The following is a 21299-nucleotide window of genomic DNA, read 5'->3' on the forward strand; positions in this document are numbered from 1 at the left end:
AAACGGCAATGTTAATAGAAGAGGAAGAACTCATGCGTAACCCCTCTGCTCCCTACACCCGCCCGGCCACAGCGGCCAGGCTATAGTTACGTGATTGCGCGATTGTTAGCACGGAGAGAACAATGAAAACCGAAGACAATATGGCACAAAAATCTGCAACTGGCGGCTTTGCCCCCGCCGTACAACCGACTGCGAGCACCACCATTCTTACCCACAGCGAGGCAATCCATAGCGGAGAAACCTCGGTCCCCAGCCAGGGGGAAAACCTGCCAGCGTATTATGCCCGGCCAAAAGAGTATGAAGGCACACTGCCAGTGGTGTTGGTGGTGCAGGAGATTTTTGGCGTACATGAGCATATTCGTGATGTCTGCCGTCGGCTGGCGCTGGAGGGTTATCTGGCGGTGGCACCAGAACTGTATTTCCGTGAAGGCGATCCCAGTGAATACCACGATATCCCGACCCTGTTTAAAGAGCTGGTGAGTAAAGTGCCGGATTCACAGGTGCTGTCGGACCTCGACCACGTCGCCAACTGGGCCGCACGCAACGGCGGTGATATCCGTCGTATGGGCATTACCGGCTTCTGCTGGGGTGGACGCATTAGCTGGCTGTTCGCGGCGCACAACCCGCAGGTGCGTGCAGCAGTTGCCTGGTATGGTCGCCTGATTGGCGACAAGACGCTGAAGCAGCAAAAGCATCCGATTGATATCGCCGTCGATTTAAATGCGCCGGTGCTGGGCCTGTACGGCGGTCAGGATGAAGGGATTCCGCTGGAGAGCGTTGAGCTGATGCGCCAGGCGCTGCGTGCCGCCAATGCCAAAGCGGAGATCGTGGTCTATCCGGATGCGGGCCATGCCTTCCACGCTGATTATCGTCCGAGCTATCACGCGGAATCGGCGCAGGATGGCTGGGTGCGAATGCTTGCCTGGTTTAAGCAGTATGGCGTTGCACCAGACGCGTAATAAAAAAGGGGGCGCTTGCGCGCCCCAACGTATCAACACAACATTTTATCCAACGATTACGCGGTTTCACCGCGCAGTTTTTTCGCCGCTTCCACCATATTGGCCAGAGCCTGACGGGTTTCCGTCCAGCCACGGGTTTTCAGGCCGCAGTCCGGATTCACCCACAAACGTTCTTCCGGAATACTCAGCGCCGCTTTACGCAGCAGGTCTTCCATCCACGCCACACTGGGTACATTCGGTGAGTGGATGTCATACACTCCTGGGCCGATTTCGTTCGGGTATGAGAATTCTTTAAACGCATCCAGCAGGTCCATATCGGAACGTGAGGTTTCGATGGTGATCACGTCCGCATCCAGTGCGGCGATGGAGTCCATGATGTCGTTGAACTCGCAATAACACATATGGGTGTGGATCTGGGTGTCATCCTGCGCCACCGCCGCGTTGAGGCGGAACGCATCGACCGCCCAGGTGAGGTAGGCAGCCCAGTCGGACTGATGCAGCGGCAGACCTTCACGCAGCGCCGGTTCGTCAATCTGGATGATGCCGATACCGGCTTTTTCCAGGTCAGCCACTTCATCGCGCAGCGCCAGTGCAATTTGTTTGGCGATGGTTTCTCGGCTAACGTCTTCACGCGGAAACGACCAGCACAGGATAGTGACCGGACCGGTGAGCATGCCTTTAACCGGTTTGTCGGTCAGCGACTGGGCATATTTCGCCCACTCTACGGTGATGGCTGCCGGGCGGCTGACGTCTCCGATAATCACCGGCGGTTTTACGCAGCGTGAACCGTAGCTCTGTACCCAGCCGTTCTGAGTGAACACGAAACCGTCGAGGTTTTCGCCGAAATATTCAACCATGTCGTTACGCTCGGCTTCACCGTGTACCAGCACGTCAAGCCCCAGACGTTCCTGTTCCACAATCGCCTGTTTGATGTGCTCAGCGATACCGGTGCGATAGTGACCGCCATCAATGTTGCCTTTTTTGAAGTCGAGACGCAGGCCACGGATTTCAGTGGTCTGCGGGAATGAACCAATGGTGGTGGTCGGCCATGCTGGCAGATGGAAGCGGTTGCGCTGCGCCTGAGCACGCTCGGTGTAGGCGCTGTTACGCTCGGTATCTTTGGCCTGGATTTTTGCCAGACGCGCCGCCACAGCGGCGTTATGCACACGGCTGGAGTGGGCACGGGCACGGATTGGCGCACTCCAGGCTTCGAGGGATTTTGCATCGTTGTTGTTCAGCGCGTTACTCAGCAGGGACAGCTCGGCACATTTTTGCAGGGCAAAAGCAAACCAGCTTTTCACTTCTTCATCGAGACGGGTTTCCACGCTCAGGTCGATCGGGCTGTGCAGCAGGGAGCAGGAAGAGCCGATCCACAGTTGTTTGCGTTGTCCCACCAGCGGTTGCAGGCGTTCGAACCAACTGCTGAGGTCGGCACGCCAGACGTTACGACCGTTGATCACCCCAACAGACAGCAGCCATTCTGCTGGCAGTTGCTGATTGATGTGCTGGATATCATCTTTGCCGTGTACCAGGTCAACATGCAGCCCCTGCACTGGCAGCGCTTTGATCACATCAAGGTTCTGGCCGATGCTGTCGAAGTAGGTGGTCAGCAGCAGTTTGGTTTTGCCCTGCAACGCGTCGTAAGCCGGTTTGAACGCGGCACGCCATTCCTGCGGCAGTTCCAGCGCCAGCGCTGGCTCATCAATCTGCACCCATTCAATATCGCGTTGTTTCAGTTCAGCCAGCACCTGTTGATAAACCGGCAGGATATCTTTCAGCAGCGAAAGGCGATCAAACTGTTCGCCTTTGACTTTACCCAGCCACAGGTAAGTGACCGGGCCGAGTAGCACGGGTTTAACTTTATGCCCGAGCGCCAGCGCTTCGTCCACTTCGTCCAGCAGCTGGGTCCAGGTCAGTCTGAACTGCTGACCCTGGGTGAATTCTGGCACCATGTAGTGATAGTTGGTGTTGAACCATTTGGTCATTTCGGCGGCGGCGGCTGGTGCGCCGGTCGGTGCACGACCACGGCCGAGGCGGAACAGGGTATCGAGGTCAACGGAGCCGTCTTTATTCTGGTGGCGGGCCGGTACGTTGCCTAACAGCAGGCTGGTAGTGAGTACGTGATCGTACCAGGCGAAGTCACCCACCGGCAGCAGGTTCACGCCCGCTTCTTTCTGTTGTTGCCAGTGACGTGCACGCAGCTCACGCCCCACGGCCAGCAAATCTTCCTGTGAGCTGTTACCTGCCCAATAACTTTCCTGGGCTTTTTTCAATTCACGACGCAGACCGACGCGAGGAAAACCGAGTGTATGGTTCAGAATGGTCATTTGATGTCCTCCAGGTATTCTTTATTGAGCAGCTTAGGTTACAATCAGATGTTTAGCCGTCCAGATGTTTACACCGCTATATTCTGCGGGTACTGTATGTTCCTCAAGCGCAAATTGTTCAATCTCGATGTGAAGGATTCTCATGATCGAACTCAAACACCTGCGGACGCTGCAAGCGTTACGGCATACCGGCTCTCTGGCCGCCGCCGCCGCTCAGCTTCATCAAACGCAATCGGCGTTATCTCATCAGTTCAGCGACCTGGAGCAGCGGCTGGGCTTTCGCCTGTTTGTGCGTAAGAGCCAGCCGCTACGTTTTACGCCACAGGGGGAGATCCTGTTGCAGCTGGCTGAGCAGATCCTGCCGCAGATTCAGCAGGCGTTGCAGGCTTGCCATGAGCCGCATCAGACGACGTTGCGCATCGCCATTGAGTGCCACAGCTGTATTCAGTGGCTGACGCCAGCGCTGAATAATTTCCGTCAGAGCTGGCCGCAGGTGGTGATGGATTTTAAATCCGGCGTGACATTCGACCCGCAACCCGCGTTGCAGCAGGGCGAGCTGGATGTGGTGCTGACCTCCGATATTTTGCCGCGCAGCGGGTTGTTCTATTCCCCGATGTTTGATTACGAAGTGCGGCTGGTGCTGGCACCGGATCATCCGCTGGCGCAGCGCGAACATATTTCGCCGGAAGATTTAGCGGATGAAGTCCTGCTGATTTATCCGGTACAGCGTCAGCGGCTGGATATCTGGCGGCATTTTTTGCAGCCGGCGGGAGTCAGCCCGGCGCTGAAGAGTGTCGATAATACGTTGCTGATGATCCAGATGGTGTCAGCGCGCATGGGGATTGCGGCGCTGCCCCACTGGGTCGTGGAGAGTTTTGAACATCAGGGATTGGTGGTGACCAAAACGCTGGGTGAAGGGTTGTGGAGCCGTTTGTACGCGGCAATGCGTGACGGTGAGCAGCGTCAGCCGGTGCTGGAGGCGTTCGCGCGTTTTGCCCGCCAGCATGCCTGTGATCATCTGCCTTTTGTGCGCGATGCATCGCGCCCCGGTTCGTTACAACCGCTGTCTTCCTGAAACGGCCTACTCTATAATGCGCCGCCTCAACCCGTGACCAGGAGATTTTCACCATGACCAATAACGATGTGCTGCGCAGCGTGCGCTATATGCTGGATTTAAGCGACAGCAAAGTGGTGGAGATTTTCGCCCTGGCGAGTTGCGATGTGCCGCTGGAAGATGTGCAGGCGTGGCTGAAGAAAGATGATGATGCCGCTTTTCGTCCCTGCCCGGATGTGCTGATGGGTTATTTCCTCAACGGTTTGATTTTCCATCGTCGTGGTAAGAGCGAAGATGCGCCTGCGCCATCGATTGAGCGCCGCATGAACAACAATATCTTCCTGAAGAAGTTACGTATCGCGTTTGCCCTGAAAACCACGGACATTCCCGAGATCTTGCTGAAGGCAAACTTTAAGGTTTCTCAGGCGGAGATCGGCGCAATTTTCCGTAATCCGGATCATAAGAATTACCGCGAATGCGGTGACCAGATTCTGCGTAACTTTTTGAAAGGGCTGACGCTGGTGCAGCGCCCGGCCCCTGTCAAAAAGGCTTAATGGCTGGTCGCGGTTTTTCCCAGTACCCAGCGTTTATGCACATAAAGTGAAGCGAAGATCACAATGGCCCCGGCGATAAAGCTCGGCCAGTGTGGTTTTTCCTGCCAGATCGCCAGATTTACCAGCAATCCTGCCGGCACATGCATATTGTTCATGATACCCAGTGTGCCTGCATCCACCTGGGTAGCGCCATAGTTCCACATAAAGTAGCCCAACCCGGACGCGGCCACGCCCAGCCACACCAGAATGCCCCATTGCAGCGAGGTGGTCGGTAGCTTGTTGGGATTGCCCCACAGGCACCAGGCAATCACCGCAATGATCACTGCGCCAAGGTAGAACCAGGAAAACGCGGTGTGCTGCGGCATCGGGCGCGTCTCCTGCAAACGCTTGTAACCCACCATGCCGATGGCAAAACAGATATTCGCCGCCTGCACCAGCAACAGACCAAACCAGAAGTGGTCGCTGACTTTGTCATAACGAATAATCGCTGCGCCGACCACCGCCAGCAAGGCACTGAAGGCGTAGCCAATACGCAACGGGCGTCGGCTGAGCAGATCGTAGATCAGGGTGACATACAGCGGCGTCATGACGGTAAATAACAGGAATTCCGTCACGCTGAGATAGAGGTAGGCTTCAAAGCTGAGCAGGTACATGATGCCCAATTGCAGCATCCCCACCAGCATATACAGCAGGATGGTCGAGGCACGATAACCACGCCAGCGCAGGAAGGGCAGAAAGACAATGGCTGCCAGTGCCAGACGCATCAGCACCGAGAACCAGGAATCCACCTGGCCCGCCAGATATTCCCCGATAAAACTAAAGGAAAAAGCCCACAGAATGGTGGTAACGATCAATAACGGCACAGTAACGACCCCAAAATGAACAGTGCCGCTAGTGTAAACAAACTGTCGCTGTCTGGTTGAATTATCTGGTTTACAACTGAATAAAATACAAACATCTGTAGCGGCGCGATTTATCGCGCAATCCGAATGGCACACATTAGCGCGATAAATCGCGCCGCTACGAAACGCAGAAATTTTTTATGCCAGAAACAGTTTACGCAGCGTATGTGGCACCGCGTCTTCGGCGTTGCTGCCAATCACTTCCAGCGCTGGCAAGGTGTCTTTCAGGCGCTGATGCGCATTGCGCATGATGCAGCCCTTGCCCGCCATGCTGAGCATCTCCACATCGTTCATACCGTCACCAAAGGCGATACACTCTTTCAGTGAATAGCCGAGCTGCTTCGCCACGGCTTCCAGCGCGTGCCCCTTGGAAACGCCACCCGCCATCACTTCCAGACAAGTCGGCAGCGAGAAACTGACGTTAACCCGATCGCCCCAGCGCGCTTCAATCGCCTGTTCCATCGGGATCAGATGCTCCGGTTCGTCGCAGGTAAAGAACACTTTGCTGATGCCATCCGTCGGCAACATGCCGGGCTGATACACCTGGTAGTTAAACACCGACTCGCGAAAGTAATCCTGCTCGGCCGGGCGATGGCGGCTAATAAACCATTCGTCATCACGGTAAACGTGGGTCAGCACCTGCTCATCATGGTATTTCAGGCCATACAAATCCTGCGCGATATCGGCATCCAGATTGTGGCTGAAAATCAGTTCGCCGTCGGCGTTATGCACACGCGCACCGTTGGAGGTGATCATATAAGCCGGGATGCCGAGACTGTCGCGCATTTGCCCCACATCGATATAGTGACGACCGGTGGCAAAGACGAAATGAACATCGCGTGCCACCAGCTCCTGCAAGGTGCTGCGAGCAAAAGGTGTCAGGCGATGGTCCGGAGAAAGCAGCGTGCCATCCAGGTCGGATGCGACGATGTGGTACATGTAAACCTCGGTTGTAGGTATCAATAATCAATTAAACGTGGCGTGCAAAAAAATCGACCACGGCGTTTAGCGCCTGGGCGCGCATCGCGTCTGTTTCAAACAGGATCTCATGTCGCGCACCCTCAATCACATAGGGCGTGACGCCTTCGCAGGGATGCCCTGCCGCCGCCATCGCCTCACAAAACAAATCCTGCGAGCGGTTATCCACCACCCGATCTTCGCTGGCCTGCATCAGCAGCATTGGCGTGGTGATGTTATTCACCTGGCTGATGATGTTACGTCCGGCCTGCACCCCTTCCCTCACCCAATGGTAGGTTGGGCCGCCGACGCGAATCGCCGGATCATCGGCATAAAAACGTAAATTGCGGCGATAGCGTTCCCGGCTGTGTGTCAGTTGGTTGATACCGAACGGATGGGCACGCCAGCGCCCGGTCCCCAGGGCGTAACCGTCACGCAGGGCAGGCATTTTCTCTGCCCAGTCGAGGATACGGTGTGCCAGAAACGGTGGCAGCGGCAGGGTGATGCCGAACATCGGTGCTGACAACGCCACCGCATGAAACGCCCGTGGCTGACGCGCCAGAAACAGCGCGAGGATCGCCCCACCCATCGAGTGCGCCAGCGCATAGCGTTGCCGGTAATGACCACTGACGATCTCTTTCAGGTACAACGTTTCCAAATCATCGACATAATCGGTGAACTCCACCACATGGCCACGGTGGGAGTCCTCCAGCAGACGGTCGGAACGTCCCTGGCCGCGATGGTCGATGATCACCACATCAAAGCCACAATGGAACAGATCGTAGGCCAGCTCCGGGTATTTGATATAGCTTTCGATGCGTCCGGGAACGATCAGAATGACACGGCGATGTTGCGGAGAAGTGAAGCGCACATAGCGAATGATGAGATTGCCCACGCCGGTAAATTCACGCTCTTCGCGACGGTGCCAGAAGTCAAGCAGCGGACCGGTGGCAAAGGAAGCAAACGCCTTTTCACGCCTGAGCCAACTCTGTTTTATCTGCTGCATCCGCCCCCCGGAAAAAAACGTCAACGCCGCACATCCACTCCATAGCGTGCCGCGATTTTCTGGCGTATTGTGTCACACTTCGCTAACTTCAGGGAATGTCACACATGACCATTGAATGGTGGTTAACCTACCTGTTAACCACAACCATCCTGAGCCTGTCACCCGGCTCTGGCGCAATTAATACCATGAGTACCGGTATCAGCCACGGCTATCGCGGCGCAGTCGCGTCGATCTCCGGCCTGCAACTTGGCCTTTCCGTGCATATCGTGCTAGTGGGCGCTGGTCTTGGCGCGCTGTTTTCCCAGTCGGTGCTGGCGTTCGAAATCCTGAAATGGGCGGGTGCGGCCTATCTGGTCTGGCTGGGCATTCAGCAGTGGCGCTCGGGTGGCGCGCTGGATCTCAATGCGGTCGCCAAAGCGATGCCACGTCGCCGTTTGTTTAAGCGCGCGGTGCTGGTTAACCTCACCAACCCCAAAAGCATCGTGTTTCTTGCTGCGTTGTTCCCGCAATTTATTCAGCCACACCAGCCGCAGTTGATGCAATATCTGGTGCTAGGCGTCACCACCGTCGTCGTCGATATTATCGTGATGATTGGTTACGCCACGCTGGCAACCCGCATTGCTGGCTGGATTAAAGGCCCGAAACAGATGAAGGCGATGAACCGCACCTTCGGCGGATTATTTATGGCGGTAGGCGCGTTGTTAGCCAGTGCGCGCAGAATCGCCTGATAATGCGTAGCGGCGCGATTTATCGCGCGGGTTTTAAAGGCGCGCGATAAATCGCGCCGCTACGGATAAAATTAACGCGAAATGATCAGGTGAATGCCGAACCCAGCAAACAGCACGCCCGCCATGCCATCCACCCACTTCGCCATGCGCTGATACTTATCGCGCATCCACGGCAGGGCAAAAATCGCCGCCACCACGGTAAACCAGGCAAAGGTTTCCACCAGAATCAGCAGGAATAATCCCCAACGCTCCAGTGCCCCCACATCATTGCCAACAAACAGCGAGAACACGCTGCCAAAATAGATAATCGCTTTGGGGTTGGAGAGGTTGGTCAACAAACCTTTCAGGAAGCTCATGCCCCTTTTTGGCAACTCAACCACCGGTGCATCAATCTGGGGTTGCTTATGACGCTGGCGCGCCGAGCGCATCAGCTGCCAGCCCATCCACAGCAGGTAGAGACCACCGCCGACCATAATGATCTGATGCAGCCACGCCATTTTTTCCATGATCAGATGCAGGCCCATCAACGCCACACCGGCCCACACCATCACACCCAGCGTAATACCCAGCACACCCATCATCGCTTCTTTACGCGAACGGCTGGCGGCCGTTTGCGAAACAAAGAAAAAGTCCGGGCCGGGGCTCATCAACGCCACCAGGTGCACCAGCGCGACGGTAGCGAATAACATCAACATGCTTTTTTTCCTTTACTCTTCATCAAGATGTTCTTTGATCATCACCAGGAACGGCTTACCAAAGCGCTCCAGCTTGCGATGACCGACACCGTTCACGCTCAGCATTTCTGACGCGCTCACCGGCATTTGTTCTGCCATTTCAATCAGCGTGGCATCGTTAAACACCACGTAAGGCGGGATATTCTCTTCGTCGGCTATCGCTTTGCGCAACTTGCGCAGCTTGGCAAACAGTTTGCGATCGTAATTGCCACCGTACACCTTCGGTGAGCTGCTGCGGGTTTTCACCGTCACAATTCGCGGCACCGCCAGCATCAGCGGCACTTCGGCACGTAATACCGGACGCGCCGCTTCGGTGAGTTGTAAGGCGGAGTGCATGGCGATATTCTGCGTCACCATGCCGAGGTGAATCAGCTGACGCAGCACACTGACCCAATGTTCGGTGCTTTGATCGCGACCAATACCGTACACCGGCAGTTTATCGTGACCATTGTCGCGAATACGCTGGTTACTGGCACCGCGCAAAACTTCGACAATATAGCCCATACCAAAACGCTGCCCTGTGCGATAAATGCCGGAAAGCGCTTTCTGCGCTTCCACCAGGCCATCGTAGCGGCGTGGCGGATCGAGGCAGATATCGCAGTTGTCGCATTGCTGCTGACGCCCTTCACCAAAGTAGTTAAGCAACACCAGACGACGGCAGGTTTGTGCTTCGGCAAACGCCCCCATCGCATTGAGTTTATGCCGCTCAATATCCTGCAACGGACCCGGTGCTTTCTCTTCCAGACATTTACGCAGCCATGCCATATCCGCCGGGTCATACAGCATCATCGCTTCTGCCGGCAAACCATCACGCCCGGCACGACCGGTTTCCTGATAGTAGGATTCGATATTGCGCGGGATATCAAAGTGCACCACAAAACGCACGTTGGGTTTGTTGATCCCCATCCCAAACGCAACGGTGGCCACCACGATTTGCAGATCATCGCGCTGAAACGCTTCCTGTACCCGCGCACGCTGGGCGCTGTCGATACCGGCATGATAGGCCCCTACGCTCAGGCCGCGACTTTGCAAACGTGCCGCCGTGTCTTCCACTTTGGCGCGGCTGTTGCAGTAAATGATGCCGCTTTTACCACGCTGATCCTGTACGTAACGCAGCAGCTGCTCGGTAGGCTTAAACTTCTCCACCAGCGTGTAGCGGATGTTGGGGCGGTCGAAGCTGCTAATTTGAATCAGCGGATCGTCCATCTGCAGCAGATGCGCGATGTCATTACGCGTGGTTTCGTCGGCGGTGGCCGTCAGTGCCATCACCGGCAGATCCGGGAAACGCTGGCGCAGCTGTCCCAGCGCACCATATTCCGGACGGAAATCGTGACCCCATTGCGAGATGCAGTGCGCTTCATCCACCGCCAGCATCACCGGATTCCAGTGGTGCAGGCTGTCGAGGAAGTTATCCATCATCAGGCGTTCAGGCGCGATGTAGAGCAGTTTCAAACGGCCGGTGCGGCAGTCGGCAAACACCTGCTGCTGCTGCTCACGCGTCTGCGTCGAGTTAAGACAGGCAGCCGCCACGCCGTTCGCCAGCAGTTGATCCACCTGATCTTTCATCAACGAGATCAGTGGCGATACCACCAGGGTTAACCCTTCGCGCACCAATGCCGGGATTTGATAACACAGCGATTTGCCACCGCCGGTGGGCATAACCACCAGGCAATCGCGCCCTGCCAGCGCCGTTTCAATAATGGTTTGCTGACCGGGACGAAATTGCTGGTAGCCGAAGGTATCCTGTAATACCTGCTGCGCCAGCGTTTCCTGATTGAGCACTGCCGATGTTGCCACGGTAATCCTGTTTTTTGCTTATCAGAACAGATCGTTGAGCGTCACGCCCACACCCACGCGCGTCTGGCGGTGGTTGTAGTCGATGAGCGATTCACCGTAGCCGCTAAACAGCTGGGTGTAAAAACGCACATGCTCGCTGATCGGGTAACTCCAGGCGAAGGTTGCACCGCCGTAGCCACTGTTCCAGTTGTAATTGCCTTCCACGCTAAAGATGCTGTCGCCAAGCATGTAGCCCAGCTTCGCGCGGTAGTAGCCCATATATTTGGTGATGTCCGGATTGTCGTCATTGCTGGCGCTTTCCGGGATACGATACCAGGGTTTGATCTCCGCGAGGAAATTGCCATTCTCCGCCATCAGGCGCGCATACACACGGTTCCAGCTGCGTGAAGTCGGATCGCTGCGACCATTCGACTCATGGTTCAGACCCATTTCCACATCACGTAATGTCCAGCCACCCAGAGTGTAGTCCGTGGCCCAGCCGAGGAAAATCTGCGGCTCATAGTTGGTTTCACGGAACGGTGATGATGCACCACGGTTTGACAGCTGCCACCAGGAACGTTGCGTATAGGAGGCCGCCAGTACCGAATTGTCGCCCAGAATACCGCGCCACAGCGGAAAGGCCAGACTGAGCTGGAATTTTACTTCATCTTTTTTCGCTTTGTCTGCCCAGTCGTACGAGGATATCGCCTCTTTATTCATGCTACTGGTGTAGGTGTAAAGCAGATAGTTGTTTTCGTAAGGATAAAGCACGAATGGGTTATCGTGTTTCTCCAGCAGGTTGGCAATAATACTGCCCTTAACCGCCGGGGCATCATGAACTTCTTTGATCGTGGCTTCATCAGCCTGCGCCAGGGCAGGAAGTAACAGGGCCGCTGCCAGCAAGGCGCGATGCTTACGCATAAAATTCTCCAGTGGGCACTGCCTAACAAAATCGTTGAATAACGGTTTAAAAAAGCAGGTCATTCTACACACAAACTTACGCTCTGATGAGTGACGATTTCTGAAACTGGAAAGCAGCCCAAACGCGGCATAATATACACAATTCATTAACATCTATCGCCCCACGCGGGGACATTTGAAGGCTATCACCATGTCATCACCCATGCTGACACCGCAGGAAGCACGCCGTCTGATTGGCGAAATTTTTGTTTATCATATGCCGTTTAATCAGGCCCTCGGGCTGGAGCTGGATCGGCTGGAGCCTGAATACGCTGAACTGGGTTTTGCCAATAAAACCATGCTGGTCGGCAATGCGGCACAACGTATTTTGCACGGTGGCGTGATCGCCTCAGTGCTGGATGTTGCTGCCGGGCTGGTGTGTGTCAGCCATTCGCTGACGCGTCAGGAAAGTATCAGCGAAGAGGAGCTGCGTCAGCGGCTGTCGCGTATGGGAACTATCGATATGCGCGTGGATTATCTGCGCCCGGGGCGCGGTGAGCGCTTCATCGCCACCAGCAGCCTGCTACGCGCAGGTAACAAGGTGGCAGTGGCGCGTGTAGAACTGCACAACCAGCAGGGCGATTATATCGCCACGGCTACCGCAACTTACCTGATTGGTTAATCACCCCACGACGTGCGAGAATCGCCGTTTTTCTGGAATAAATGATGGATACGCAACAAACGCGCCAGGGCATTGGCTATGCGCTCGGTGCCTACTTTCTCTGGGGTATCGCTCCCGCCTACTTTAAGCTGGTCAAAGTGGTCCCCCCGCTGGAAATCATGACGCACCGCGTTATCTGGTCAGCGTTGTTTATGCTGCTGCTGATTACCCTGAGCCGCAACTGGAATCAGGTGTGCAGCGTGTTACGCCAGCCGAAGAAGGTGCTGTTGCTGGCATTGACCGCCGTGACCATCGGTGGCAACTGGCTGCTGTATATCTGGGCAGTGAATAATCAGCATATCCTTGAAGCCAGCCTGGGTTACTTTATTAGCCCGCTGATTAACGTGGTGCTGGGGATGTTATTTATGCGCGAGCGTTTCCGCCGTCTGCAATGGCTGGCGGTGTTTCTCGCTACCACCGGTGTGCTGGTGCAGCTGTGGCAATTTGGCTCGGTGCCGGTTATCGCGCTGGGGCTGGCGTTGAGCTTTGCGTTCTACGGCCTGATGCGCAAGAAGATTCAGGTTGATGCCCAGAGCGGCATGTTGATTGAGACGCTGTGGCTTTTCCCGCTGGCGGCAATCTACCTGTTTGGCTTTGCCGACAGCGCCACCAGCCATCTGAGCGCTAACCCCCTGAGCCTCAATCTCAAACTGGTGGCCGCCGGTGTCGTCACTACCGTCCCGCTGATGCTGTTTGCCGCTGCCTGTACGCGCCTGCGTTTATCGACCATCGGCTTTTTCCAGTACCTCGGTCCGACGCTGATGTTCCTGCTGGCTGTGGTGTTTTATGGCGAGACCGTCACGCCCGATAAAATGGTGACCTTTGGTTTTATCTGGCTGGCACTCGCCATATTTATACTTGATGCGGTTGTTGTTTCAACTCGCACGCGCGTGCGCATAGCGTGAAATAAAACGCGCCAGGGCCGGGCCAGTGAGCAGAATGGTGAACAGGCGTAAGGTCTGCAACGCCATGACAAAGGCAATATCGACCTGGCTCCCCGCCGCAATAATCGCTACGGTATCCAGCCCGCCAGGGCTGGTTGCCAGATAAGCGGTCATCAGATCCACATGCAGCACGCGTGTCAGCATCCAGGCCAGCCCGCCACACAACAGCATCAGGCCGATTATCGATACCACCATTTGCGGCAAGGTGCGCAGCGCCAGCAGGAAAATCGGACGGGTAAAGCGCAGCCCCACGCTCCAGCCAATCAGCGCATAAGCCAGCGCCAGTAACCATTCCGGCACCTGTAAGGTCGCCACCCCCGTTCCCTGCAAGGTCGCGCCGATCAACGCCGGTAATAACAATGCACCGGACGGAATCCGCAGCTTTTGTCCCAGCCAGGCGCCGACCACCATCACCACCAGCGTCAGGGCAAAGCTGCTGTGCAGTGCCGGGAACCACACCAGGTCGGCGCTGCCACCGCCGTTACCCAGACCGATACGCGCCACGACTGCCGCTGCCGTCGCCACAAACAGCACGCGCAGGTACTGCATAAAAGCCACCAGCCGCACGTCTGCGCCAAAATCTCCGGCCATCGCCACCATTGCCGACGCACCGCCGGGCGACGATCCCCAGGCCCCGGTAGGGCCAGGCAGATTGCTGAAGCGGACCAGTAGAAAGCCTGACAGCCCACTGGCGGCCAGCGTCAGCGCCAGCACCGCCATCACCACCGGCCAGTCTTGCAGCAGTGGCGGCAAAATGGCGGGCGATAAGGTTTGCCCTATCATGCAGCCCAGTACCGCCTGAGCCAGCACAAAGAAGCGTTTATCGATGCGTACCGCAGCACCCGATAATCCCATCACGGTTCCAACAATCATTGGACCGAGCAACAATGCCGCAGGCAGGTGAAACAGCTGGAAGATAATGCCCAGAATCAGAGAAGCAATCAGCAGAATGGTCCATTGCTGTCGCAAAGAGAGACGCGCCATAGGGTGGAAGGGTAAATGTTAATAAAAATGAGGGTACAGATTACGCAGAAATGTGATATCGCGCCAGTTTTACGGGCCGCAGCGACGGCCCGCCAATTGTTACAACCAGTTTTTACGTTTGAAGTAGAGATAGGGTGCCAGACCCGCGAGGATCATCAGTCCAATTGCTGCCGGGTAGCCGAAGCTCCATTTCAGTTCCGGCATAAACTCGAAGTTCATCCCGTAGCTGGAAGCGACCAGCGTTGGCGGCAGGAAGACCACCGACACCACCGAGAAGATCTTAATGATACGGTTCTGTTCGATGTTGATAAAACCCATCGCTGCCTGCATCAGGAAGTTAACCTTCTGGAACAGCGATTCATTGTGCGGCAGCAGAGATTCGATATCGCGCAGGATTTCGCGTGCCTGCTCCAGCTGGTTCGCAGGCAGGCGGGCTTTACGTACCAGGAAGTTAAGTGCACGCTGGGTATCCATCAGACACAAACGCACTTTCCAGCCGATATCTTCCAGTTCCGCGAGACGTGACAGCGCCAGGTCATACTCTTCGCCCTGCTGCCCTTCCATAATCACGCGACTGAGTTTTTCCAGCGCGCTATAAATGTTCTCAATCTCATCCGCCAGCTGTTCGATTTTGGTCTCAAACAGGTCGAGCAACAGCTCGAAGGCGTTACCGTCGATCAGCGTCTGGTTACGTGCGCGCATGCGATACAGGCGAAACGCTGGCAATTCACGCTCACGCAGGGTGTACAGGCGATCTTCACGGATGGTAAACGCCACCGTCGAGTTACCGGCATGGTCTTCCGCGTCTTCATAGAAGAAAAATGAGTGAATGTGCAGGCCATCTTCATCTTCAAAAAAACGCGCCGAGGCTTCGATGTCTTCCAGTTCTGGCCGTGTCGCCAGGCTCTGGCCCAGCTCGCTTTGCACCAGATCTCGTTCACCTTCATCCGGTTCGATCAGATCGACCCACACTGACGTGTTGAGCTTTTCGTTTTGGTCATCCAGTTCGAGGCGCGTCAGGCGGCTGCGATCCAGTTTAAATGCGCTCAGCATAGCAATACTCCCCATTGCAGACTTTATGGGACAAGGCGGTGAACCGATTCGCTTACGCAAAACGGGCACGGCAAAGCCTGAACACCGAAACTTTCGCTTCAGGGGTACATCAGTGCTGACTCATGCGACGGAAAAAGCGGGAGGTCGCTGATAACCGCTAAGGCTACCAGCTAATAAGAGGTAGCCTTAGATGTTATTCCTGTGAACCAGGTAATTGAGCCAGCATCGACTGGGCGTGTCCAAGGCGTTGTCCTCTCATGATAATAGTGCGCGCATGTTACGCTGAGACGAAAAAGTCGTCAAGGCAGCGCAACCGCGCTACACCGTTTCCAGGCGGGCATAGGCGGCCACCAGCCACTTGATGCCCTGCCCCTGAAAAGCGACCTGCAGACGGCTGTGTTCACCGCTGCCTTCGAGGTTAATAATGGTGCCTTCACCAAATTTGGCATGGCGTACACGCTGGCCGAGCGCGAAGCCACTGTCGTTTTTCGCCACCGGCGTTCCCATCCGCTGATGGCTGACCGGACGACTGACGCTGGCGCGCAAACGCACCTCTTCCACGCAATCCTCCGGCAGCTCGCCAATGAAACGCGAGGGGCGGTGATACACTTCCTTACCATAAAGACGACGGGTTTCGGCGTAGGTCAGCGTCAGTTTTTCCATCGCACGCGTGACGCCAACGTAGGCCAGACGACGCTCCTCTTCGAGGCGGCCACCCTCGTCCAGCGACATCTGGCTGGGGAACATGCCCTCTTCCATGCCGACGATAAAGACCTGGCTGAACTCCAGCCCTTTTGCGGAGTGCAGCGTCATCAGTTGCACCGCGTCCTGCCATTTGTCTGCCTGGCCTTCCCCCGCCTCCAGCGCGGCATGGGAGAGAAACGCCTGCAGCGGCATCAAATCTTCGCCTTCATCCTGATAGCTGAACTGGCGCGTTGCCGTCACCAGTTCCTCAAGGTTTTCGATGCGTGCCTGACCTTTTTCGCCCTTCTCCTGCTCGTACATCAGCCACAAACCGGAATCTTTGATCACCCGGTCAGTCTGCACATGCAGCGGCAGTTCGGCGGTTTCACTCGCCAGTGAGTCCACCAGTTCGCAGAAACGTTGCAGCGCCGCCGCGGCACGGCCAGCCAGCACCTTGTTTTGCAGCAGTTCACGCGTCGCCTGCCATAGGGTCAGTTGCTGCTCGCGCGCCGTCTGACGCACCACATCGAGGGTACGATCACCGACGCCACGCACCGGCGTATTCACCACGCGCTCAAACGCCGCATCGTCGTTGCGGTTAGCCATCAGCCGCAGATAAGCCAGCGCGTCTTTAATTTCCTGACGTTCGAAGAAGCGCATACCGCCGTAGATACGGTACGGCATGCTGCCCTGCAACAACGCCTCTTCCAGCACACGCGACTGGGCGTTGCTGCGATAGAGAATGGCGCAGTCGTTCAGGGCATTGCCGTTCTCATGCCAGGCCTTGATGCGATTGACGACGAAACGGGCTTCGTCCAGCTCGTTAAAGGCGCAATAAAGTGAAATCGGTTCGCCATCACTGCCGTCGGTCCACAATTCTTTGCCGAGTCGTCCGTTGTTATTGGCAATCAGGGCGTTAGCCGCTTTCAGGATATTATTGGTGGAGCGATAGTTCTGCTCCAGACGGATGGTTTCCGCACCAGGGAAATCCTGCAAAAAGCGCTGGATGTTTTCCACCTGGGCACCGCGCCAGCCGTAGATCGACTGGTCATCATCACCCACGATAATCACCCGGCCAGTGTCACCCGCCAGCATACGAATCCACGCGTACTGGATGTTGTTGGTATCCTGGAATTCGTCCACCAGCACGTTGCTGAAACGCTCGCGATAATGGTTGAGGATATGCGGCTTGTTAAGCCATAGCTCATGCGCGCGGAGCAGCAGCTCGGCAAAATCCACCAACCCAGCACGATCGCAGGCTTCCTGATAGGCCTGATAAATCCGCAGCCAGGTTTGCTCGACCGGATTACCGTAGCTTTCGATATGTTTTGGACGCAGACCTTCATCTTTTTTGCCGTTGATGTACCACATGCCCTGACGCGCAGGCCATTGTTTCTCATCAAGGTTCATCGCTTTGATCAGGCGCTTCAGCAAACGCAGCTGATCTTCGCTATCGAGGATCTGGAAATCCTGCGGCAGCCCCGCATCAAGATGGTGGGCGCGCAGTAAACGGTGCGCCAGGCCGTGGAAAGTACCGATCCACATGCCGCCCTGGCTGGTGCCGATCAGTTGATCGATACGATGACGCATCTCCGCAGCCGCTTTGTTGGTAAAGGTGACCGCCATAATTGAGTAAGGCGAGCAATTCTCCACCGACAACAGCCAGGCAATACGATGCACCAGTACACGGGTTTTGCCACTGCCTGCTCCGGCCAGCACCAGCAGGTTGCTGCGCGGCGCGGCGACCGCCTCGCGCTGTTTGTCATTTAAGCCGTTAAGCAGATCAGAAACGTCCATAAGCACCGTTTTAAAAAGAGAACATCCAGATACTGGATGGATTTACAGATGTTTATTATAGCAGCGAGGTCAGTGATGCCAACTGCGAAATTTCAACGTGCGGCAGCAGTCGCGCATCGTCAATCTGCATCAGGTTGCCGTCACGCAGGTTAATCCAGCATGCCTGCATCCCGGCGCGCAGTGAACCGGCCACATCGGTGGTGAGATCGTCACCGACATGCAGAATATGTTCCGGCGCAATGCCTAAACGCTCTGAGGCGAGATGATACATATCCTGCCACGGCTTAGCACGACCATGCGGCCCGGCGCGCAGCGCGAACTCAAAATAGCAGGAGAGGCCGAGTTTTTCCGGATTGGCATTGCCGTTGGTGATCGCCACCAGCGGGACTTTGTTGCCCAGCGCGGTCAGCGTCGCATGCGTCTCTTCCGGCATCTCCACCTCGCTCCGCCAGCGGTGAAACACGCTCATCACTTCACTGGCACCGACGGTGGCTTCAGCAGCGGAAAGGCCGACATTGATCAGCGCCAGCTCTACCGAGCGACGGCGCCATTCGGACACATCGTGATAAATCTCCGGCTCGCGTACCAGCAATTCATCACGCAGCGCCTGGTAATCCGCCGGGGTGAAATCACCCAATGCCGGGTGATAAGCCTGCAACGCGGCATGGGATTCTGCGGTGGTTTTGCGGATCACCGGATGGTTGTCATATAAGGTGTCGTCGAGATCAAAAGTGATCGCTTTGATCTGACGCAGCGGACGATAAAACTTCATTACGACTTTCCTCGTTTGGCACGCGGATGGGCTGAATCGTACACCGTTGCCAGATGCTGGAAATCAAGATGGGTATAGATTTGCGTGGTCGAGAGATTGGCATGGCCGAGCAGCTCCTGCACCGCGCGTAAATCGCCGCTCGATTCCAGCAAATGGGTGGCAAAGGAGTGACGCAGTTTATGCGGGTGGATATGGCTGGCAACGCCCTGTTTAATGCCCCATTCGGCGAAGCGTTTCTGCACGTTACGCGCGGAAATACGGCTGCCGCGATTGGAGACAAACACCGCATCATCCTGCGGCGCAAAGCTGTCGCGCAACGGCAGCCAGTGCTGCAGCCAGGTCACGGCAGTGCCACCAATCGGTACCTGGCGCTCTTTACTGCCTTTACCCACCACCCGGACCTCACCGCTGTCGAGATCGAGATGGCGCAGATCCATATTCACCAGCTCCGACAGACGTAATCCGCCGCCGTACATGGTTTCCAGCATAGCGCGATCGCGCACCGCCAGCGGATCGTTGAGATCAATTTCCAGCAGCTGGTTAACCTCATCGACATCCATATTTTTCGGCAGATGGCGCGCATTGCGCGGAGTAGAGATCCCTTTTGCCGGATTGCCGCTCAACTGGCCTTGTCTGACCTGCCAGTCAAGAAAACTGCGCAGCGCCGACATGCGTAACGCCAGGCTGCTCGGGCCTAAACCCGCGCGACGGCTGCGGGCGGCAATATTCCGCACCTGCGCCGGTTCCAGCTGACTCCAGGCGGTGATTTTCATCTCATCGGCCTGGCTGATAATCACCTTAAGCTGGCGCGCATAATTTTCCTGCGTCAACGGGCTGAGCTGGCGCTCCACTTTCAGGTAACGCAGAAAGCCCTCAACGGCAGGTAGCAGCGGACTGTCGCTACTCATGCACGCTCTACCCAGCGTGACAACAATTCCGGCAGCATCAGCGCCAGATGCTGCAGCAGCAGCGTTCCCATCCCGGCCTGATAATGCTGGTTGTCACGGCTGCTGAAGATTAATACGCCCAGCTCACCATGATCGCCCATCAGCGACATCGCTACCGAGCCGATGGCTTTCGCCTGCGGCAACAGCAGCAACAGTTCCGGACCATTCAGGTGGCCGAGATAATGCTGTTCATTACCGAAGCGCTGAATCCGTAACGGTTCAAACGCCTGGCGTGACAAGCCCAGTTGGGTGAAATCGGACGGCGCGCCAATGTGCCATTTATCGCTGAACAGCCGCACATTCGCACCCGCCAGACCCAGCTCGCGCGCCCAGCGATGCAGACGAGTCAGCATATCCTGCAAACTATCGGCAGTGGCCAGATGGCCCTGCAACGACAGCAGGCGATCAAACAGCTGATGGTTGGCGGTCGCCTGTTCCATCAACAGGGTGATCTCCTCTTCCAGCTGCTGGATATGGTTGCGTTGCCGCGCCATATGCCACTCAACCAGCGACACGCTGCCGCGTACCGGATGCGGCACCATCATCTGTTCGACCTGGCGCGCATTGCGAATAAAGAAATCGGGGTTCTGACGCAGATACGTGCTGACCGCCTGATCGTCCAGCAGCACCGCGCTGTCGGTCTGCTCTTCGACATTTTTCATAGATGAATAAACCCATCGTAGACGTGTGTGGCTGGCCCGGTCATAAACAGCGGCTGACCGGCCCCTTTCCAGGCAATATGCAGCGTTCCACCGGGCAGATCGACACGGACTTTTTCCGCCAGAATGCCCTGCTGAATACCGCAGGCGACAGCAGCACAAGCGCCACTGCCGCATGCCTGAGTTTCACCCGCGCCGCGTTCATAAACGCGCAGACGAATGTGTTCCCGATTGACCACTTCCATAAAGCCGACGTTCACGCGTTCCGGGAAACGCTCATGGCTTTCCAGAATCGGACCCAGCGTTTCCACCGGCGCGTTTTTCACGCTCTCGACCTGGATCACGCAGTGTGGGTTACCCATCGAGACAGCACCGAACATCACCGTCTGATCCGCAACGCGCAGCAGATACAGGTTCTCGGCTTTGTTGGCCCGGAAGGGCACCTGCTGCGGGTCGAAGTTGGGTTCACCCATGTTAACGCGCACCAGTTCATCATTGGTGACGCTTAACACCATGCGCCCCGTTTGCGTACTGACGCGAATGTCGCTTTTGTTGGTCAAACCTTTCAGCCGGACAAAACGAGCAAAGCAGCGCGCGCCGTTGCCGCACTGCGCCACTTCACTGCCGTCGGCGTTGAAAATACGATAGTGGAAATCGAGGTCCGGATCGTAGGGTGGCTCGACGATCAGCAGCTGATCGAAACCGATCCCCAGGTGGCGATCCGCCAGACGGCGAATCAGCTCCGGCGAAAAAAAGACGTTTTGCGTCACGGCGTCCACAACCATGAAATCGTTGCCGAGACCGTGCATTTTCGAGAACTGCATTTTCTGCTCCGCCGGAT

General features: G+C 56.2%; 21 protein-coding genes. 6 read left to right on the forward strand and 15 right to left on the reverse strand.

What is annotated here, in order from left to right:
* Window positions 1–122 precede the first annotated feature (122 nt).
* On the forward strand, window positions 123–959 hold the full coding sequence (locus tag RCF31_RS11955; protein WP_299455369.1) for a dienelactone hydrolase family protein: 837 nt from the start codon (window positions 123–125) through the stop codon (window positions 957–959).
* 56 nt (window positions 960–1015) lie between these two features.
* On the opposite strand, the gene metE is transcribed toward RCF31_RS11955, so the two are convergent.
* Entirely contained in the window at window positions 1016–3286 is a 2271-nt protein-coding gene (gene metE, locus RCF31_RS11960; protein WP_416410639.1) for a 5-methyltetrahydropteroyltriglutamate--homocysteine S-methyltransferase, read from the reverse strand.
* Between the two features lie 142 nt (window positions 3287–3428).
* Here metE and metR point away from each other — a divergent pair, with 142 nt between their 5' ends.
* The gene (metR, locus tag RCF31_RS11965; protein ID WP_299455373.1) at window positions 3429–4361 is read left to right on the forward strand and encodes an HTH-type transcriptional regulator MetR; all 933 of its coding nucleotides are present in this window, start codon (window positions 3429–3431) and stop codon (window positions 4359–4361) included.
* 53 nt (window positions 4362–4414) lie between these two features.
* The gene (locus tag RCF31_RS11970; protein ID WP_416410642.1) at window positions 4415–4894 is read left to right on the forward strand and encodes a DUF1456 family protein; all 480 of its coding nucleotides are present in this window, start codon (window positions 4415–4417) and stop codon (window positions 4892–4894) included.
* Here RCF31_RS11970 and RCF31_RS11975 read toward each other — a convergent pair.
* The 3 genes from RCF31_RS11975 to pldB form a co-directional block, all read right to left on the reverse strand.
* Window positions 4891–5757 (reverse strand): carboxylate/amino acid/amine transporter, encoded by an 867-nt coding sequence (locus RCF31_RS11975; protein ID WP_299455377.1) that lies wholly within the window; start codon window positions 5755–5757, stop codon window positions 4891–4893. The genes RCF31_RS11970 and RCF31_RS11975 overlap by 4 nt on opposite strands.
* Before the next feature lie 177 nt (window positions 5758–5934).
* Window positions 5935–6735 carry a sugar/pyridoxal phosphate phosphatase YigL gene (gene yigL / locus RCF31_RS11980; protein ID WP_084871728.1) on the reverse strand — a complete coding sequence of 267 codons (801 nt, stop codon included), beginning with the start codon at window positions 6733–6735 and terminating at the stop codon, window positions 5935–5937.
* Between the two features lie 31 nt (window positions 6736–6766).
* Window positions 6767–7759, reverse strand: coding sequence for a lysophospholipase L2 (pldB, locus tag RCF31_RS11985; protein ID WP_416410645.1), 993 nt, complete (start codon window positions 7757–7759; stop codon window positions 6767–6769).
* A gap of 104 nt (window positions 7760–7863) precedes the next feature.
* Between pldB and rhtB the strand changes: the two genes are divergently transcribed.
* On the forward strand, window positions 7864–8487 hold the full coding sequence (gene rhtB, locus RCF31_RS11990) for a homoserine/homoserine lactone efflux protein (protein WP_313683528.1): 624 nt from the start codon (window positions 7864–7866) through the stop codon (window positions 8485–8487).
* 71 nt (window positions 8488–8558) lie between these two features.
* Here rhtB and rhtC read toward each other — a convergent pair whose 3' ends face one another.
* Genes rhtC through pldA form a run of 3 tightly spaced genes read right to left on the reverse strand, consistent with a single transcriptional unit; the run spans window position 8559 to window position 11918 of the window.
* On the reverse strand, window positions 8559–9182 hold the full coding sequence (gene rhtC / locus RCF31_RS11995; protein ID WP_416410647.1) for a threonine export protein RhtC: 624 nt from the start codon (window positions 9180–9182) through the stop codon (window positions 8559–8561).
* A 12-nt stretch (window positions 9183–9194) separates the two neighbouring features.
* Window positions 9195–11018 carry an ATP-dependent DNA helicase RecQ gene (gene recQ / locus RCF31_RS12000; RefSeq protein ID WP_299455386.1) on the reverse strand — a complete coding sequence of 608 codons (1824 nt, stop codon included), beginning with the start codon at window positions 11016–11018 and terminating at the stop codon, window positions 9195–9197.
* Window positions 11019–11039: 21 nt separating this feature from the next.
* The gene (gene pldA / locus RCF31_RS12005; protein ID WP_299455389.1) at window positions 11040–11918 is read right to left on the reverse strand and encodes a phospholipase A; all 879 of its coding nucleotides are present in this window, start codon (window positions 11916–11918) and stop codon (window positions 11040–11042) included.
* Window positions 11919–12108: 190 nt separating this feature from the next.
* Here pldA and RCF31_RS12010 point away from each other — a divergent pair, with 190 nt between their 5' ends.
* Both RCF31_RS12010 and rarD read left to right on the forward strand, forming a co-directional pair.
* Window positions 12109–12579 carry a thioesterase family protein gene (locus tag RCF31_RS12010; protein ID WP_299455391.1) on the forward strand — a complete coding sequence of 157 codons (471 nt, stop codon included), beginning with the start codon at window positions 12109–12111 and terminating at the stop codon, window positions 12577–12579.
* 44 nt (window positions 12580–12623) lie between these two features.
* Window positions 12624–13523: an EamA family transporter RarD gene (rarD, locus tag RCF31_RS12015; protein WP_416413249.1), complete on the forward strand. Its 900-nt coding sequence runs from the start codon at window positions 12624–12626 to the stop codon at window positions 13521–13523.
* Here the strand turns inward: rarD and RCF31_RS12020 are convergent.
* The 8 genes from RCF31_RS12020 to dapF all read right to left on the reverse strand — a co-directional run bounded on the left by RCF31_RS12020 (window position 13494) and on the right by dapF (window position 21282).
* On the reverse strand, window positions 13494–14546 hold the full coding sequence (locus RCF31_RS12020) for an AbrB family transcriptional regulator (protein WP_416410650.1): 1053 nt from the start codon (window positions 14544–14546) through the stop codon (window positions 13494–13496). The two genes, rarD and RCF31_RS12020, sit on opposite strands and share 30 nt — an antisense overlap.
* Before the next feature lie 99 nt (window positions 14547–14645).
* On the reverse strand, window positions 14646–15599 hold the full coding sequence (gene corA / locus RCF31_RS12025; protein WP_299455395.1) for a magnesium/cobalt transporter CorA: 954 nt from the start codon (window positions 15597–15599) through the stop codon (window positions 14646–14648).
* Between the two features lie 186 nt (window positions 15600–15785).
* A complete protein-coding gene (gene ysgD / locus RCF31_RS12030) occupies window positions 15786–15842 on the reverse strand; it encodes a YsgD/CorL family protein (RefSeq protein ID WP_367187768.1) in 57 nt (18 codons plus the stop codon).
* A 75-nt stretch (window positions 15843–15917) separates the two neighbouring features.
* Window positions 15918–18080: a DNA helicase II gene (gene uvrD / locus RCF31_RS12035; protein WP_416410652.1), complete on the reverse strand. Its 2163-nt coding sequence runs from the start codon at window positions 18078–18080 to the stop codon at window positions 15918–15920.
* A gap of 55 nt (window positions 18081–18135) precedes the next feature.
* On the reverse strand, window positions 18136–18852 hold the full coding sequence (gene yigB, locus RCF31_RS12040; RefSeq protein WP_416410654.1) for a 5-amino-6-(5-phospho-D-ribitylamino)uracil phosphatase YigB: 717 nt from the start codon (window positions 18850–18852) through the stop codon (window positions 18136–18138).
* A complete protein-coding gene (gene xerC / locus RCF31_RS12045) occupies window positions 18852–19760 on the reverse strand; it encodes a tyrosine recombinase XerC (RefSeq protein WP_084871717.1) in 909 nt (302 codons plus the stop codon). The genes yigB and xerC overlap by 1 nt, the downstream gene beginning before the upstream one ends.
* Window positions 19757–20461 carry a DUF484 domain-containing protein gene (locus RCF31_RS12050; RefSeq protein WP_313689032.1) on the reverse strand — a complete coding sequence of 235 codons (705 nt, stop codon included), beginning with the start codon at window positions 20459–20461 and terminating at the stop codon, window positions 19757–19759. The genes xerC and RCF31_RS12050 overlap by 4 nt, the downstream gene beginning before the upstream one ends.
* Window positions 20458–21282 (reverse strand): diaminopimelate epimerase, encoded by an 825-nt coding sequence (dapF, locus tag RCF31_RS12055; protein ID WP_416410657.1) that lies wholly within the window; start codon window positions 21280–21282, stop codon window positions 20458–20460. The genes RCF31_RS12050 and dapF overlap by 4 nt, the downstream gene beginning before the upstream one ends.
* Window positions 21283–21299: the final 17 nt, after the last annotated feature.

This window comes from Pantoea sp. App145 (assembly GCF_047947045.1).
Taxonomy (GTDB): domain Bacteria; phylum Pseudomonadota; class Gammaproteobacteria; order Enterobacterales; family Enterobacteriaceae; genus Pantoea.